Origin of the sequence: Lentilactobacillus buchneri (genome assembly GCF_018314255.1) — a bacterium.
In the GTDB taxonomy this organism is placed as follows: domain Bacteria; phylum Bacillota; class Bacilli; order Lactobacillales; family Lactobacillaceae; genus Lentilactobacillus; species Lentilactobacillus buchneri.
The window spans coordinates 2,143,190-2,157,420 of the sequence record NZ_CP073066.1 but is presented as its reverse complement, the minus strand read 5'-3'; the positions used below and the strand labels follow the sequence as shown (position 1 = coordinate 2,157,420).

The 14,231-nt window shown below is 44.0% G+C and carries 11 protein-coding genes, 1 other RNA gene and 2 pseudogenes; 6 read left to right on the top strand and 8 right to left on the bottom strand.

The window, feature by feature from the left end; all coding sequences use genetic code 11:
- Window positions 1-18: 18 nt before the first annotated feature.
- Genes KE627_RS10295 through KE627_RS10285 form a run of 3 tightly spaced genes read right to left on the bottom strand, consistent with a single transcriptional unit; the run spans window position 19 to window position 2,921 of the window.
- Window positions 19-1,482 (bottom strand): sensor histidine kinase, encoded by a 1,464-nt coding sequence (locus KE627_RS10295; RefSeq protein ID WP_056938946.1) that lies wholly within the window; start codon window positions 1,480-1,482, stop codon window positions 19-21.
- Complete coding sequence (locus KE627_RS10290; RefSeq protein WP_056938945.1) at window positions 1,479-2,207, bottom strand: response regulator transcription factor; 729 nt, start codon at window positions 2,205-2,207, stop codon at window positions 1,479-1,481. The genes KE627_RS10295 and KE627_RS10290 overlap by 4 nt, the downstream gene beginning before the upstream one ends.
- A gap of 15 nt (window positions 2,208-2,222) precedes the next feature.
- Entirely contained in the window at window positions 2,223-2,921 is a 699-nt protein-coding gene (locus tag KE627_RS10285; RefSeq protein WP_013727659.1) for a C39 family peptidase, read from the bottom strand.
- A gap of 124 nt (window positions 2,922-3,045) precedes the next feature.
- On the opposite strand from KE627_RS10285, the gene KE627_RS10280 reads away from it, so the two are divergent.
- Window positions 3,046-3,819, top strand: coding sequence for a Cof-type HAD-IIB family hydrolase (locus KE627_RS10280; protein ID WP_013727658.1), 774 nt, complete (start codon window positions 3,046-3,048; stop codon window positions 3,817-3,819).
- 51 nt (window positions 3,820-3,870) lie between these two features.
- Window positions 3,871-4,237, top strand: a transfer-messenger RNA (tmRNA) gene (ssrA, locus tag KE627_RS10275).
- Between the two features lie 133 nt (window positions 4,238-4,370).
- On the opposite strand, the pseudogene KE627_RS12480 reads toward ssrA, so the two are convergent.
- A pseudogene (locus KE627_RS12480) lies at window positions 4,371-5,483 on the bottom strand (MFS transporter).
- Between the two features lie 397 nt (window positions 5,484-5,880).
- Here KE627_RS12480 and KE627_RS10265 point away from each other — a divergent pair.
- The 3 genes from KE627_RS10265 (at window position 5,881) to KE627_RS10255 (ending at window position 7,869) form a co-directional block, all read left to right on the top strand.
- Window positions 5,881-6,363, top strand: coding sequence for a hypothetical protein (locus KE627_RS10265; RefSeq protein WP_013727656.1), 483 nt, complete (start codon window positions 5,881-5,883; stop codon window positions 6,361-6,363).
- 18 nt (window positions 6,364-6,381) lie between these two features.
- A complete protein-coding gene (locus KE627_RS10260; protein WP_013727655.1) occupies window positions 6,382-7,212 on the top strand; it encodes a hypothetical protein in 831 nt (276 codons plus the stop codon).
- 165 nt (window positions 7,213-7,377) lie between these two features.
- Window positions 7,378-7,869, top strand: coding sequence for a DUF5067 domain-containing protein (locus KE627_RS10255; RefSeq protein WP_013727654.1), 492 nt, complete (start codon window positions 7,378-7,380; stop codon window positions 7,867-7,869).
- A gap of 88 nt (window positions 7,870-7,957) precedes the next feature.
- On the opposite strand, the gene KE627_RS10250 is transcribed toward KE627_RS10255, so the two are convergent.
- Both KE627_RS10250 and spxB read right to left on the bottom strand, forming a co-directional pair.
- On the bottom strand, window positions 7,958-9,793 hold the full coding sequence (locus KE627_RS10250; protein ID WP_056938943.1) for a S53 family peptidase: 1,836 nt from the start codon (window positions 9,791-9,793) through the stop codon (window positions 7,958-7,960).
- Between the two features lie 198 nt (window positions 9,794-9,991).
- Window positions 9,992-11,745: pseudogene (gene spxB, locus KE627_RS10245) on the bottom strand (pyruvate oxidase).
- A 343-nt stretch (window positions 11,746-12,088) separates the two neighbouring features.
- On the opposite strand from spxB, the gene KE627_RS10240 reads away from it, so the two are divergent.
- The gene (locus tag KE627_RS10240; protein WP_056938942.1) at window positions 12,089-12,973 is read left to right on the top strand and encodes a zinc ribbon domain-containing protein; all 885 of its coding nucleotides are present in this window, start codon (window positions 12,089-12,091) and stop codon (window positions 12,971-12,973) included.
- A gap of 118 nt (window positions 12,974-13,091) precedes the next feature.
- Here KE627_RS10240 and KE627_RS10235 read toward each other — a convergent pair whose 3' ends face one another.
- Window positions 13,092-13,493 carry a pyridoxamine 5'-phosphate oxidase family protein gene (locus KE627_RS10235; RefSeq protein ID WP_041805876.1) on the bottom strand — a complete coding sequence of 134 codons (402 nt, stop codon included), beginning with the start codon at window positions 13,491-13,493 and terminating at the stop codon, window positions 13,092-13,094.
- 58 nt (window positions 13,494-13,551) lie between these two features.
- On the bottom strand, window positions 13,552-14,109 hold the full coding sequence (locus KE627_RS10230) for a VanZ family protein (RefSeq protein WP_013727649.1): 558 nt from the start codon (window positions 14,107-14,109) through the stop codon (window positions 13,552-13,554).
- Window positions 14,110-14,231 lie beyond the last annotated feature (122 nt).

Genomic DNA, 14,231 nt, shown 5'->3' with positions numbered 1-14,231 from the left:
AAAATGATGACTTTTAATTTAGTGATTTTCTTGTTCTTTTTCGGCAGCTGTCGCATCCGGAATAATCACGGTAAACGTCGTGCCCTCACCCAATTTGGATGAAACCGAAATCTTGCCGCCATGGGACTTCACCAACTGGTGAACAATCGCCAATCCCAGCCCCGACTCACCGTACTTACCGGTTCTTCGTGAGGCATCGGCTTTATAATAACGTTCAAAAATATTTTTTTGCTGATCCTCGGACATGCCAATACCAGTATCGGCAACCTTGATGATGGTCTCGTTGTAACCCCGTTCACCGGTTACGGTAATCGTACCGTGATCAGTAAACTGGATCGCATTGGTCACAATATTGAAGACAATCTGGACAAACCGATCATAATCTGCATAAATTGACAGGTCTTTAGGGGCGTTCAAAACGAGCTTGTCCTGCGATTCTTCTGCTTTACTGTCCAACTGGTCGATGACATTTTCAAGGACCTTAGCAGCGTTAAAATGACGCTTATCGAGCTGAATAGAGTTGGAGCGAATCTTTTCGTAATCCAAATTCTCATTCACCAACCGAATCAGCCGCTGAGTTTCACTGCTCATCAAGTCGATGCTCTTGGCCCTTGACTCCTGGGGAATCACATCGTACTTGATTCCTTCCAAAATGCCCGAGATTGTTGTGAGAGGAGTTCGCATCTCATGTGCCGCATTGGCCAAGAATTCCTGGCGGCGTTCTTCCTGCCGCTGAATTTCATTGTTGGCCTGCTGCAAGGATTGGGTCATGTGGTTGAAATCGACGATCAATTCACCAATTTCATCTTTCCCACCGGGTTTCAAGCGAATCTTGTAATTGCCGTTTGAAACCTGATTGGCCGCACTTCGCAGTTTGCTAATCCGTCGATTCAGCCGTCTGGCGATGAAGTAACTAATGAGCATCGAAATGAGCAACGCCACAAACAGCGCCTTTAACAAATCGCGGTTAATCCGCTTGACGTTGGAGTTAACATCCGAAATAAAGGCACCAACCGTCACGGCGGCCACTAGTTTTTTCTTATAATAGTATGGCTTTAAAACTTCAATCATTGCAGGCCGGGTCTTGCCATTGCTGAGCTTGAAATTCTTATTATTGACCTTGCGAACGATCTGATTGCGCCGCAAATGCTCCCAGTCTTTCTGGGTAATTCGGGGGGCAACGCCGTTATTGGGATAGATCACCTGATCTTGTGGACTGAAGACGGTAAAATGGACCGCTTGGTTCTCCAACAAGGCTTCAGAGTTCTTCAACTTTTCTTCGTCAAAGGTCACTTTGGCCTTATTTTTGGAGCTAATCGTCAGCGATTGTTGAATCAAACTATCCGAATACTTTTCCAAGTTATGCCAGGTTTGGTCATATACAAACGTTTTTGACATGCGGCTAAATGAAAAACCCAGCAATAAAATTGTACAGCCAATTACCAAAAAGAACGCCAATAATTGCTGATAAATCATTTTCATTTCTTCTTGCCCACTTCACTATCATCAAATTTGTAGCCAACGCCCCAAACGGTTTGAATCACCTGGGTGCCAACCTTCTCAATCTTTTGACGCAACTTTTTGACGTGCGCATCAACAGTTCGTTCATCACCATAGTACTCATAATTCCAGACCGTTTCCAAAAGCTGCTCACGGGAAAAGACCTGACGTGGCTTTTGGGCCAACGTCTTTAACAGTTCGAACTCTTTGGGAGTCAGATCAGAAATCCGCTTGTCATCCAAATACACTTCTCGGGTACTGGAGTTCAATTTAAAGTGATCAGTTTGAACGTCAAAGACATTTTTGGCCTTCTCGTCCTCAGATTCCTCCTCAGTTTCAGTGTGAGCCCGTCGCTGCAAGGCTTTGATTCTGGCCACCAAGGTAATTGGGGAAAATGGTTTGGTGACGTAATCGTCTGCGCCCATCTCAAATCCCAAGACCTGATCACTGTCCGAATCACGGGCGGTCAGCATAATAATCGGGACTGTTTGTGACTTGGCCCGAATTTCTTTGGCGACTTCCATTCCGTCTTTTTTAGGTAAATTAAGATCCAGAGTAATCATGTCCCAACTATCAGGATCTTCGTTAAATTTGTCCATTGCCTCAATGCCGTCATAAGCAAATGTGACATCCCAGCCTTCTTTTTGGAAGAACATCTGCATCATTTCCGACACTGATTTGTTATCTTCAATCATCAACAATTTCATTCTAAAACCCCACCTTCAATAACTGATTGCTTCCAAGTTCCCGCGTTTCCAATGCTTTCTTAAATGATTTTGAGAAATCGACTCTAGTTTGCCGGTCCACGGATCGTTGTAGTAGTAAAGTTTTCTGTTAAAACCGGTCAACAAGATCAAGCTGGACTTTAAATTATCGAGGCCGGCAACTTTGACTAAAATCGGTCTTCTGCGCAAAAGCTGCTTATCTAATTTGCGAAAATCAACGCCGTTCAGATCGCGAATTGAGTGGGTTAACGAAATAATTAAGTCACTCAAATCCATTAGGGTTCCCGATTGCGCGTGCCACTTCTCAACTTTGTCTCGGATATCACTGACGTCGACACTAATGCCGGCGCTGTTCAGCAGCATTAAAATCGCCGTACATTGATTATCAATATCGGATTGGGTGGGCTGCTTAATCGGTTCAACGTCCAATCGGCGAAATGTCTTTCGAATATTTCGTTTGGGCAGCCAGCCTTCCAGATCACCACAAGTGAAGTGGTACCAGACTAATTTGTTGAAGAAGCTAATCTCATCAATCAAAAAATCCTGTGCCTTGATGCTGTCCGGAACTTTAATTTTATTTTTTGGATTTACATTTTTTTCGTTACCGTTTGCTAAATACCAATGTTCGCCGGGAATTCTTCTTAGTCGAACGAAGAAACGGCTGGTCTTTTCATTCGCAATGGTTGTTTTTTCCAATCGTCTCACCCCATATATAACCCATTTTACCAATAATTAGAAGAACTTGCTTGGAAAGTCGCAATATTGTTATGATAGTAAAGTATATGATTATAAAATTGATAATGAAAAGGATGGCTTATCTATGTATAAAGGAATTGCGTTCTTTGACCTTGACCATACTTTATTTAATGAACACACGCGTGTTGACGACGAAGTGGCTGACGCGATGCACCAATTAAAAGCAAATCAGGTTCTCCCGGTGATTTCGACTGGCAGAAATTTATTTGAAATCCCCAATACAATGCAAAAGACTGGGATCGACACAGTGGTTTCCGCAAACGGGAGTTACGTTATTTTCGAAGGCCAGCCGGTTTACAAAGCTGTCCTGGAAAAATCTGTTGTTAAGGATTTTGTGGCGTTTGCCAAATCCAACCACGAAGCAACCACGGTTATGAACAGCCAGGGTGCCAAGATTAATTTTATCAATGACATCGTCCGCGGCAATTATAACTTCATTAACTCCCGGATGCCAAACTTGGGCGTGGATGATTTCATCGAGAATCAAGAAGTGATCATGATGCTGATTAACACCAAGGGGCCTGACGAAAGATACATTGACCGGTTCGCCGACACCCTGACATTCTTCAGAAATACCCCGTTTAGCATGGATATTGTTCACAAAGGCAGTTCCAAGAAAAAAGGCATCCAGGAGTTGATTGCCAACGCCAATCTCTCCGGCATCCCAACTTATGCGTTTGGCGACGGCAACAACGACATTCCGATGTTGGATTTCGTTGACCACCCCGTCGTGATGGAAAATGGGCTTCCACAGGTGAAAAAGTATGCCGAGTTTATCACGACCAAGAATACTGATCATGGTATCATTAACGGCCTCAAACATTTTGACCTGTTGTAAGACACAATTCTTCTCAGTTCCCGTGATTTATGATATGATACGTATTGTATCGGGGTCGTTATGGATTCGACGGGTATAGGTTGAGTCTGGATTGCGTTTCGTGCAGCGCCACGTTAAACCGCCCAGTTTATTATAACTGCAAAAAATAATAACAATTCTTACGCTTTAGCTGCCTAATAAGCGCTTAACGTAGATCCTCCTAATCTCGCCCATGGGTTAGATCTGGGTCCTAAATTTAGTGGGCTCACGCAGTTTGCTCCCACCTGAAGTGAACTGAAGAGACTAATCAGGTTAGCCTGCTGTGGGTGCCTTGATTTATGGCGTTTCAGTAGGTGAAATTCAAATAATATATCTATGAACGTAGATATCTAGGTGGCAATATGCTCGGACGCGGGTTCAACTCCCGCCGACTCCATCAATATACTAAAAGGTCAGCCATGACAGTGCACAAAGCATTGTCATGGCTGACCTTTTTATGATTACATTGATTTGGTCATTCAAAGTAGCAATAGAAAAAATAATAAAAGACGAGAAATGTCGTCTTGCAATCGTTAATCAAAACTCTTTCGTACCCGGTTCAAAACAATTAAAATTGCCAAAGCCACAACCGTATACACAGCCCCACTGTATCCCAGAGATTTTAATCCTAAGTGATTGAACAAGACCCCACCGGTTGCAGATCCTACCGCGATTCCTACGTTATTAAAAATCGAAATCAAGGATGAGGCCAAGACCATCGACTGCGGATAGTCTTTTTCAGCCACCGCCAGGTAGAAAATCTGCATTGGTGAGTTCAGCAAGTACATCGTCAGGCCCATGATAATTAAGGCGGCCAGTGCAGCCCACGGCAACCCGAATAACAGCGAAATCGCCAACATGGTCAAAGCTTGAATCACAAACACCGTGACCATTGATTTTAAGCCATCCCGATTCGCCAACCGGCCGCTGTATTGATTACTGAACAACGATGCCAGTCCAAAGACAAACAGAAACGGTGTCACAAAACTGGTTGGAAAATGCAGTCCGGATGTCACAATTGGTCGAAGGTAGGTATAAACAACGTAGACCCCGCCTAAATTAAGAATTGGCAGACAAATCCCCAAGAGAATGCGGGGATCTTTGAAAAGGCTGAATTGTTCACCCAAACTCTTTGCTTTCCCTTGCCGCAAATCTCCAGGCAGCGACAACATGAACATGACCGTAATCATGACTGAGATGAGGACGATTAACCAAAATGCTTAACGCCAGCCGACCTGATCACTAATCCAAGTCCCAATCGGTACCCCAAAAACCGAGGCGACACTGTACCCCGAAAAGACCCAAGAAATCAACCAGGCCCGTTTATCCCGCGGCGCAATAACCGCCGCAAAGGTAATCGCAATTGAAACAGTTATCCCGGCAACCACCGCATTCAGCACTCGGGACAAGGACAGAATAAAGAATGAGTTGGCCAGAGCCGTCATGACATTCGAAACGGTGAAGACACTCAACAACAGCAACATCACCCGCTTGAGTCGATGCTCCCCTACCAGAATCGTCAAAATTGGCGTCACAATCGCGTAAACAATCGCAAACATCGTCACCAAGAAGCCGACGTTGGAAATGCCCACATCAAAAGAATCGGCCAGATCATTGATGATTCCAACAATAATAAACTCGCTCATCCCTAGAATAAATCCAATTGAAATGAGAATGAAGCTTTGCACTTTAAGTGATTTCATGTGTTTCCCCCCCGCGTCAAAAAATTTTATCAAAAACGATTATACATTATCTGGCACTGTGGTTATACCTCAATCGAGCAAACAGTTGCATTTGTCGAAATCAGAGCCCCCGTTCATAGATTTGCTTGCATCTGCCAAGTCAGCCATGCTATAATCATTTCTGGTGCCAAACCACGGTGAGTAAGTAACGATCGGCGCGTATGCGTTCAGAAGGTCGAAGCTGCTTGCCATTTTTTTGTTTTAAGGAACTTTTAAATTCGCATGCCTGGTTTCCTTCCCAGATTGAATCATGATTAAAAATGTTATAATCGTATCGTAAATTGTTTGAGGGGGATTCAACATGCAAAATCAAACACCATCACGATTGCAGCAGAAGCAATCCAAACAAGAACAGAAAAAATCTAAGCACACCAAGTTAATTGTTTGGTTAAGCGTCTTGGTGATTGTCCTGGCCGGTTTTCTTTACGTTGGTCATCAGGTTCACGAATTAACCGACGCTCAGCGGCAAACCAATACAATTTTGGATAAACCAATTAAGAATACGGTCGTGAAGGTTGTGGAACCCAAGCTGCCCGAAGAGGTCCGTCCACAAGTTGTCAAAATCATCCAGGAAGAACCGCTCTATCGCCTGCAGCAGGCAGCCGACAACCCAACGACTTTCCAGCAGATTGCTGACAAGTATCAGGTGCCGGAAACCTACGTCGCCCCTGCCAAGCAGTACTGGTTTAGCCAGCAGAACGACGCGTTGAGATCAGACATCTATCATGCCAAGCTCATGCAGATTATGTCTGAACTACGAGCATTAGATAATTCAAATCAGTAGCATTCAGGGGGAATAATTATGAAATTGAAATCATTTTTGGCCATGATAACCACTGCAGTCGCGCTTGGTCTGGGCATGATGGCATCAGCTCCTGCTACTTTTGCTGATGGCTATCAACGAGTCAAAACGACTTGGCAGAGTTCCCCAAACGTTTTCCAAGTCAAATCCCAATATAAGAATCGTAAAGTCTACCTTTGGAACAGCACGCACACTAAGAAAATCCTTCAATTAAACAATTACCCCAACACCAACTGGTATCGAAATCACACTTATACGTACAGGCATAATGGTAAATTGTCTGTCTACTATGGCATCAATGGCTGGACTCCAAATAATCAATACACCCAAAAAGGAATCGTTTGGCGTGGTTATCTGCGTCCCGGCTATAACACAAATTACAAAGTGTGGAATAACCTACAGCCGGGCAACTTTTCAAATAATCAAGAATATGCCAAATACATTCAGGAATCTCCTTCACAGCATTTCTCTAAAATGGTCTTAAAACTATTTCCAAATACACCATTATCGTGGAAACTAACCAGCGAAAGGGATGCCTTCCCTGTTCAAACCAATCCAACTACTGGGGTTAAGTCGCTTCCTTCATTCACTGATGTTATTGTGTTCCCATCTGTCGACAAATACTTTGACCGGGCGTTCTATAAACAGGACGTTTCCGATCAAAAACGTTTGAAATTGGTTAAGGCCGCACTGGAGAAGGCGGGCTACAATCAAGCCAAACGCAATACCTTAAAGGATTATCAAATTGGCATCTTCTATTTTGACAAACATCATCAAGAAGCCGTTGACCAATACCCAGGGATTGTCCTCGGCAAACCAATCAACAAATAATCGCATCAAATCATCCAGCAGCGTCCATTCATGGCGTTGCTTTTTATCTGCCATCATTTTATCCAATGTCAACTTTCCTCATTTTGAGTTTCTTTATTGAAAAAAACATGTAAAATATTAATAAATCATCATTTTCATAAATACATAAGCATTGGAGCTCAGAACATGAAAAAAATATTCGCACTCGCATTGACCTTAATCGCCGTCATCTCCCTCTCAGGATGTAGCGGTCAGAATAAAAGTTCTTCAGACACGGCAAGTTTTCGGAAGAACTTTCTTCAAGTTAAGAATTTTCAGCTGAAAATTACCAAAACCGCTGTGATTCCAGCTGGTGAGACTGGTAATGAATTTGGCAAGAAACCCATTTTTGCCCTTTGGTACACCATTAAAAACACTGGCAACCATAAAGTCTCGCCAGTGTCTGCCGCTTCCGTGCTCCGCGCCTACCAGCCTGCTAAATCCAAAAAGCAGTTGGTCGCCGCCCCACTTCCGGATCAAGATTTAGCGCCCAAATACAAGGTGGCTATCGAGAAAAATCAATCAGCCAAAGGCTCAATGGCCTGGAATCTGTATGATACCAAATCTCCAATCAAGATCCACGGCGTGAAAGCCGGCACCAACCAAATCATCGGGGTACAAACTTACAGTATTAAATAAGTCGACTTTTCAGCCAAATATCCAAAAAAACAGGACCCCCAACACGCTATCATCTTGCATGTTGGGGGTCCTGTTTTTTCAATTTGCTTTATTGCTGAGCATTAAACTTCGTAAACAGTTTACTGAAGTCGACGGTTCCCAGACCAGTTGCTTGGTTATAAACCTTGCCCGGCTGGCCGGTATAGTACAGATTGGTATTATCCATCGTCGCGTCATCTAAAACATGGAACGGTGTGTCGGATTGAACAGCAAACTTATACAGCTGTGGGTTCCAGAATCCGGCAGAAGTCTTTAAACCACTGTTGATAACAGCACTGGCGCCAGCCATTTGTGGGGCAACAAAGCTGGTTCCGCCTGCATTCATCCAGATGGGAACCTGGGTATTCCCGGCTTTATAAGTAATGTATACGCCATAACCAGTTTTTTCATCAGCGTTCCCGGAAATGTCCGGTACATTTCGTCCCTGATGAGTCCCAGAAATCATTTCAGGATCTGGGTTGACCAAGTAACCACCCTTGGTATATTTCAACATGTTAAATGCGTTGTAAGTGTTGACGCCCGGAACACCAAGCTGATAAGCAGGGGTTGGATTGAGAGTTGAAAAACCACCGCCGCCACCAGGGAAGACAGTTGGCTTGGTAACCGTACCTTGTGAATAGGAATCACCCCAAGCACGCTCCTTTTTAACTTGAACCAATTGGCCGCCAATAATTTTGGTATAAGGCAACGTCGTTCCGCCCACTTGAACGGCATATTCCGAGGTTGGGAATGGCAAGTTGGTTGACTTATTTGCGACTTCATACGGTCCACTGTCACCGGCAGCGTTAAAAATGACTGTTCCTTGAATGGCTGCCTGCTCAAAAACCAGGTTGATAGCATCATTGAATTCTGAAGCTGTTTCACTCAGCCCGCCACGACCGAAGCCATTCAATTCATTACCAAAGGACGAACTGGTCGTCAATTGTTTGTCACGGTTATCACCAATCGCAGTGGCAAATGCGTCCAAATATTGAACATCCGGCGTGGTGTCTCCGTTGCTGGAAACCCCGACATAAGCGTCGATTTGTGCTTGATCAGCAATTCCTCCGGCTTGTTCAACATCCAAACTGGCTTCTTCCTGGGAGGTCACATCATCATTGTTCTTTGGCTTTGGCCCACCAGTATTATCGGTGGTGTAAATCTTGTGAATTCTGGAAACGTCGCTGTTGACCCCCATTTGTTTCCAGTAGTCGGCAACATCACTTGGGTTGAAGTCGTAAGTCACAATCACCCCAAAGCGCTGGCCGGCTCCATGGAGATTCTGGTCGTACAGCTTATTAACCCCATATCGATCAGCAAACTTAGTCGGACCATATTTCTTCGCCAGCTGATTTTGACTGCTGGCGACAATTGGCGTGTCGTCTTCAATTAAGTTATGGGTAAACTTTAACGCCTTCTTGTCGGTCTTCGTTGAAGTCTTTTTCTTGTCAACAAACAATCCCAAGACTGACGCAACTTGACTGGACAGCTTACCAGGCAATTTAGTGCCGGTCACGTCCCAGTCCTTGTTGGTCTTGGCTGGGGTCGCCTTAAAGGCCTTCACCAGATTCTTTTGAGATCCCTGGACTTTCATCACAAAGTTGCCAGGATAAGCCGCCGATTTGAGGTGATATTGACTGAAGTACCTGTTAAAATCAGAAATTTCGGCGTTGGTTCGGCCAAAACGGTCAGCCACCTGTTGTGGTGTTAAGTACTGATGATAATTAGCGGATGTTGGATCTACCGTTTGGCTGACATAAGTATTCATTGCATTACGGTCGCGAACATTAAAGACAACATTCACCGTCACCGGGGTCTGTTTTGCCTTGGCCGAAGCTGTCGTTGAAACTGCCCCCAAAGTTACGAATCCAGTCAGCACTAAGAGTGCACTTTTCCATTTTCCCATAATCTTTGACTCCCCTCATTTATATACAATTAATTATAATTCAATGGTATCCGGCTTGCATGATTGAGGCCTTTTAATCTTTTGTGAATGAAAACAGTCATCTCCAGCATATTTAATCAGTATCAAAATGACACACAAAAGAGGCTAAAACATCAATTGACACTGATGCTTTAGCCTCTCACTTAGCTATAGAACGATTTATTTAACTCCGTGTTGTTTCAAAAAGGCACTCAACGGAACCAAGTCTTCTGCGTAGTAACGTTTCTTGAAGTCGTCAATCGTCTTTTGATCGAATTTATCCGGATCCAAAGTCAATTTTTCAACTGGAATCGGACGCTCGTTGGTAATCTTGACATCGATCAGCACCGGTTTACCGGCCTTGGTCTCTTCAACGGCCTTATCGAAAGCCGGCTTCATTTGATCAACGGATGTCACCGTGATTCCAAGCATCCCTTGAGCTTCGGCGACCTTGGCGAAATCGGTCTGCGGCAAACTAATTCCGAACCACTCGTGACTGTCATCCTCTTGCTCATCTTCAATGAAGCCCAGTGCTTCGTTAGAAAAGACGACGTTGATCACTGGCAGCTTGTAGCCAACTTGGGTGCTCAGGTCCTGCATCACCATAGCTGCGGCACCATCACCGGTCAGGTTGAATACTTGACGATCTGGGTAGCTCAACTTAGCAGCAATTGACCCTGGTAATCCGACGCCCATGGTGGCAAATAATCCGGAAGTAATCCAAGGCTGATGGCCGTTGGTCTTCAACAAACGAACAGCATTTTGGGTAACATCACCAACATCAATGGAGAAGATGGCATCTTTTTCAGCGATCCGATTGATCTCTTTAAATGCCGGTTCGAAACGCAGCTTGCCTTCCGTCCGGTTCATCATATGGTCATTGTATTCGTGCCAATTTGTGACGTTATCAACGTTGGCTGCGTACCAATCTGATGGCTCTTTAGTTTGACCCATATCGATGAATTTCTGTAATGTCTTCTTGGCATCTGCAAGAATGGCAACATCCGTCTTGTGACGTTTGCCAAGCACTTGTGGATTGTTATCAATTTGAATGAATTTAACGTCCGGTTTGAACATGGCTTCTGCAAACGGATAGTTGGAGCCGACAAACAGCATCAAATCAGTTTGCTGTAACGCCTCGTTGGCTGGCTTGGAAGCAACCCGGGCAGCGGAACCCAGTAAGGATTCAAAGTCATAAGGGATAATTTCCTTGCCCAGTGCGGTCGTGATCACTGGAATTTGGAACTTCTGGCAAACTCCATTACCTCATCGGCAGCGCCGTAAGTTCCCTGGCCGACGTACAGGACTGGCTTTTTAGCCTGATCAATCAAGTCCAATGCTTGTTGGACCTGCTCGTCTGAACCGGCACCTAGTTCTGGTTTGGCAAAATTGGCAGCTGAACTATAATACCCATCTGCTGGAATTTCCTTGTTAGCCAAATCATTTGGAATCGTGACGATGGCTGGACCGTGTTGCGCAAACGCCCGACGAATGGCTTCGTCTAAGATGTGGGGCAGACTTTGAGCAGTCATGACGGTTCGAGCATAAACCCCGGCATCCTTAAACCATGGGTTCTCATCGAATTCCTGGAAGAAGTCCTGGTTCATCAGAGCTTGTGGATTTTGACCAACAATCAAGAGAACCGGAACTTTGTCAGCCATTGCGTCATAAGCCCCTTGATACAAGTGAGTGGCACCAGGGCCGGCTGAGCCAAAGGCAACCCCGATGTGACCGGTTAGTTTCGAATCGGCAACGGCAGCCAAGGCACCCACTTCTTCATGACGAACGTGAACATAAGTGATTTTGTCTTTTTCAGCATCTAATGCATACATTAAATTGTTAATGGTTCCGCCTGGGATCCCGTAGATGTGATCAACACCCCAGCTCTCAAGTGTGTGTAATGCAGCAATCCCCGAATTAATTGTTTCAGCCATAATTAAAACCTCCCTGTAAAATAAGTAACCAATTACTGATTAACATCATATTAGTTTTGTGCAATCGAAAATACAATTAAAACGACTTTTTGATTGAAAGCGGTTAATCGGCTATTATAAAAGGATTCCCAAGAGATGATAATATAACTTTCCGGCTATCAAACCATTAAATAATCGTCAAAAAGTAGTTGACGCAGGTATTGCGGTTTGGGTATAGTTAAATGGCACTTTCAACGACCAGCTGAATGCACTTGAAAACTCAGAAGCATCCAGTCATGCTCCTGAGTCATTTTGTCCAAAACTGACGACGCAAAAAGCTGAATACATATTTTGGGGGATTATCATGAATCAAGAAACAAAGTTCTGTTTAAGTTGCGGCAAAGAGATTCCATTTGCTGCATCGTATTGTCCCTACTGTGGCAAACCACAAGTAGGATTGGAAAATCAACCATCGTCACCATCGCCCACTTTAAAGCAACGGACACCCGTGGCAGCATCTCAAAGACAACTTTGGTATAAAAACTGGATGATTTGGGCCATTATCGTATTGGGAGTTGGCCTGGTAATCTGTATCGCCCTATTGAATAGTGCGAAAACAACGGTTGTCATGCAGCCTGCAGCGAGTTCGAAGACCGCTAAGACCAAAGCGAAGGCTAAGAAAAAGGATCCAAACCAAGTCTCTTCAAACCCTCTTATCCATCTGTCAAAAGTTGGGCAATGGAAAAATAGCGAAGTTCCAGGAAAAATTTCCATGACCGGACTAGGAACTAAACCGGATACGACAATCCAAAATGGGCCGCTTTCTGTTAAATTTAAACACGCTGAGATCGACAAAGTTCATGCAAATACAGAAGATCAGCTTGATCAGGCACTGACTTCGTTTAACAAAGATAGTATGCCTAAAGACTACACGCGAATGAAAATTGAGTATGTTGTTACCAATCATTCCACAACAACGATTGACTTTGGCGGAATCAAGCAAATTGTATTTTCCAACGGTTATCAAATAAACTTCGATGACGATGCGATGGCTGATACAGGTTCTGAAGAAGAGTTGGCTCCCCATGCCAAGCGGGTGGAATATGACTTAGTCTTATTATCTGAGTCCACTACGACACTGAAGCCCAAAAGTATTAAGATCATTACAGATGAGTCTGACGATTCAAAATCTTTAGATACAGTTTCTGATGGATCAAGTTTCTCAGAAAGTATCAGTTATCAAGCCTGACTCGTAATAACAAGCATAATAGTCTTTATTTGCACGTAACCTTGAAACACAAAAACCAGCAACGATGAAATAATCATCATTGCTGGTTTTATTTATTATTTAAGAGTAAAGTAGGCCACTATTCTTCAAATAGCTTTCCTGCCTTAGGACCTGGATCCAATGTCCAAATCTTTTCAATGGTAATCACACCGGCACCCTTGGGAGCTGGGAACTTACCTTCTGCCCATTTGGCAGCTTGATCAAAGTAGTCACCGTCCGTGTAGAGTTTCGCCGTTCCACCGAACCGGAATCCTTTTAATGCCTTGGCGTTGGCAACGGCCACAATTGCTTTGCCGTTATTATTGATGTTTGCTTGGGTTTGGCCGCCGGTCATTTCGTTATAAATCAGATGCTCATCATCCAGAACCCGCATCGAAATTTTGGGTCCAACATCTGGATTACCATCTGCATCAACAGTTGAAATATACGATAATTCTCCGGCAATCATGTCTTTCATTGCCTGGTTCAATTTAGCCATCATAACATCTCCCATTAATTTAAAGTAAGCTTATTTTAGTGCCTCACTCCTGAAAGGGCAATCATTTACCCTTTTGGTGTGAAAATGCTGTAATCGCAAAATGACTCAAGAGTCGCTGAAAGATCGTGTGCATCAAGCCTTTCAAAATGAGCCAGCCGACGATCACCCCAAACGTGTTGGTCAACACGTCGTTAATATCGACCCATCTGGACAGCCCGACCGACAGATCCAAAACGAACTGCAGGCTTTCAATGGTCAAGCTGACACTCAACCCGGTCAATAAGACTTTTCGCAGGTTGAACTTTGGCAGCAGCAATCCCAAATACACGCCCATCGGCAGCATCATCACCACATTTTGATAAAAATCAGCAGTGGTACTCCAAAATGGGATCAAATTAATGGGTGCCGAACCGATCATCATCGGTGAGACTTGTTGGGGTCCCACGAACGCGTATGATGTCGGCGCCAAGGTAAGATAGCTCACAACCAAAATATAGATGATTGAAGTGACAATTGTGAACAGTTGGCACCAGGTCAATTGCCTCAAGTTCCTTGATTGAATCTTCAACCAGACCAATACACCAGTAATATTTAATAAATATGGCAACCATTTAATCATCGTCTCCCACCTTTCTTCGAGCAAATTCGTGACTAAATTTCATTTGTTAAATTCATTCTAGAAAGGCGTGGTTAACTGAAACTTAAACCTTAAGCGATCATAATCGGTTTTAGAAAAACGTA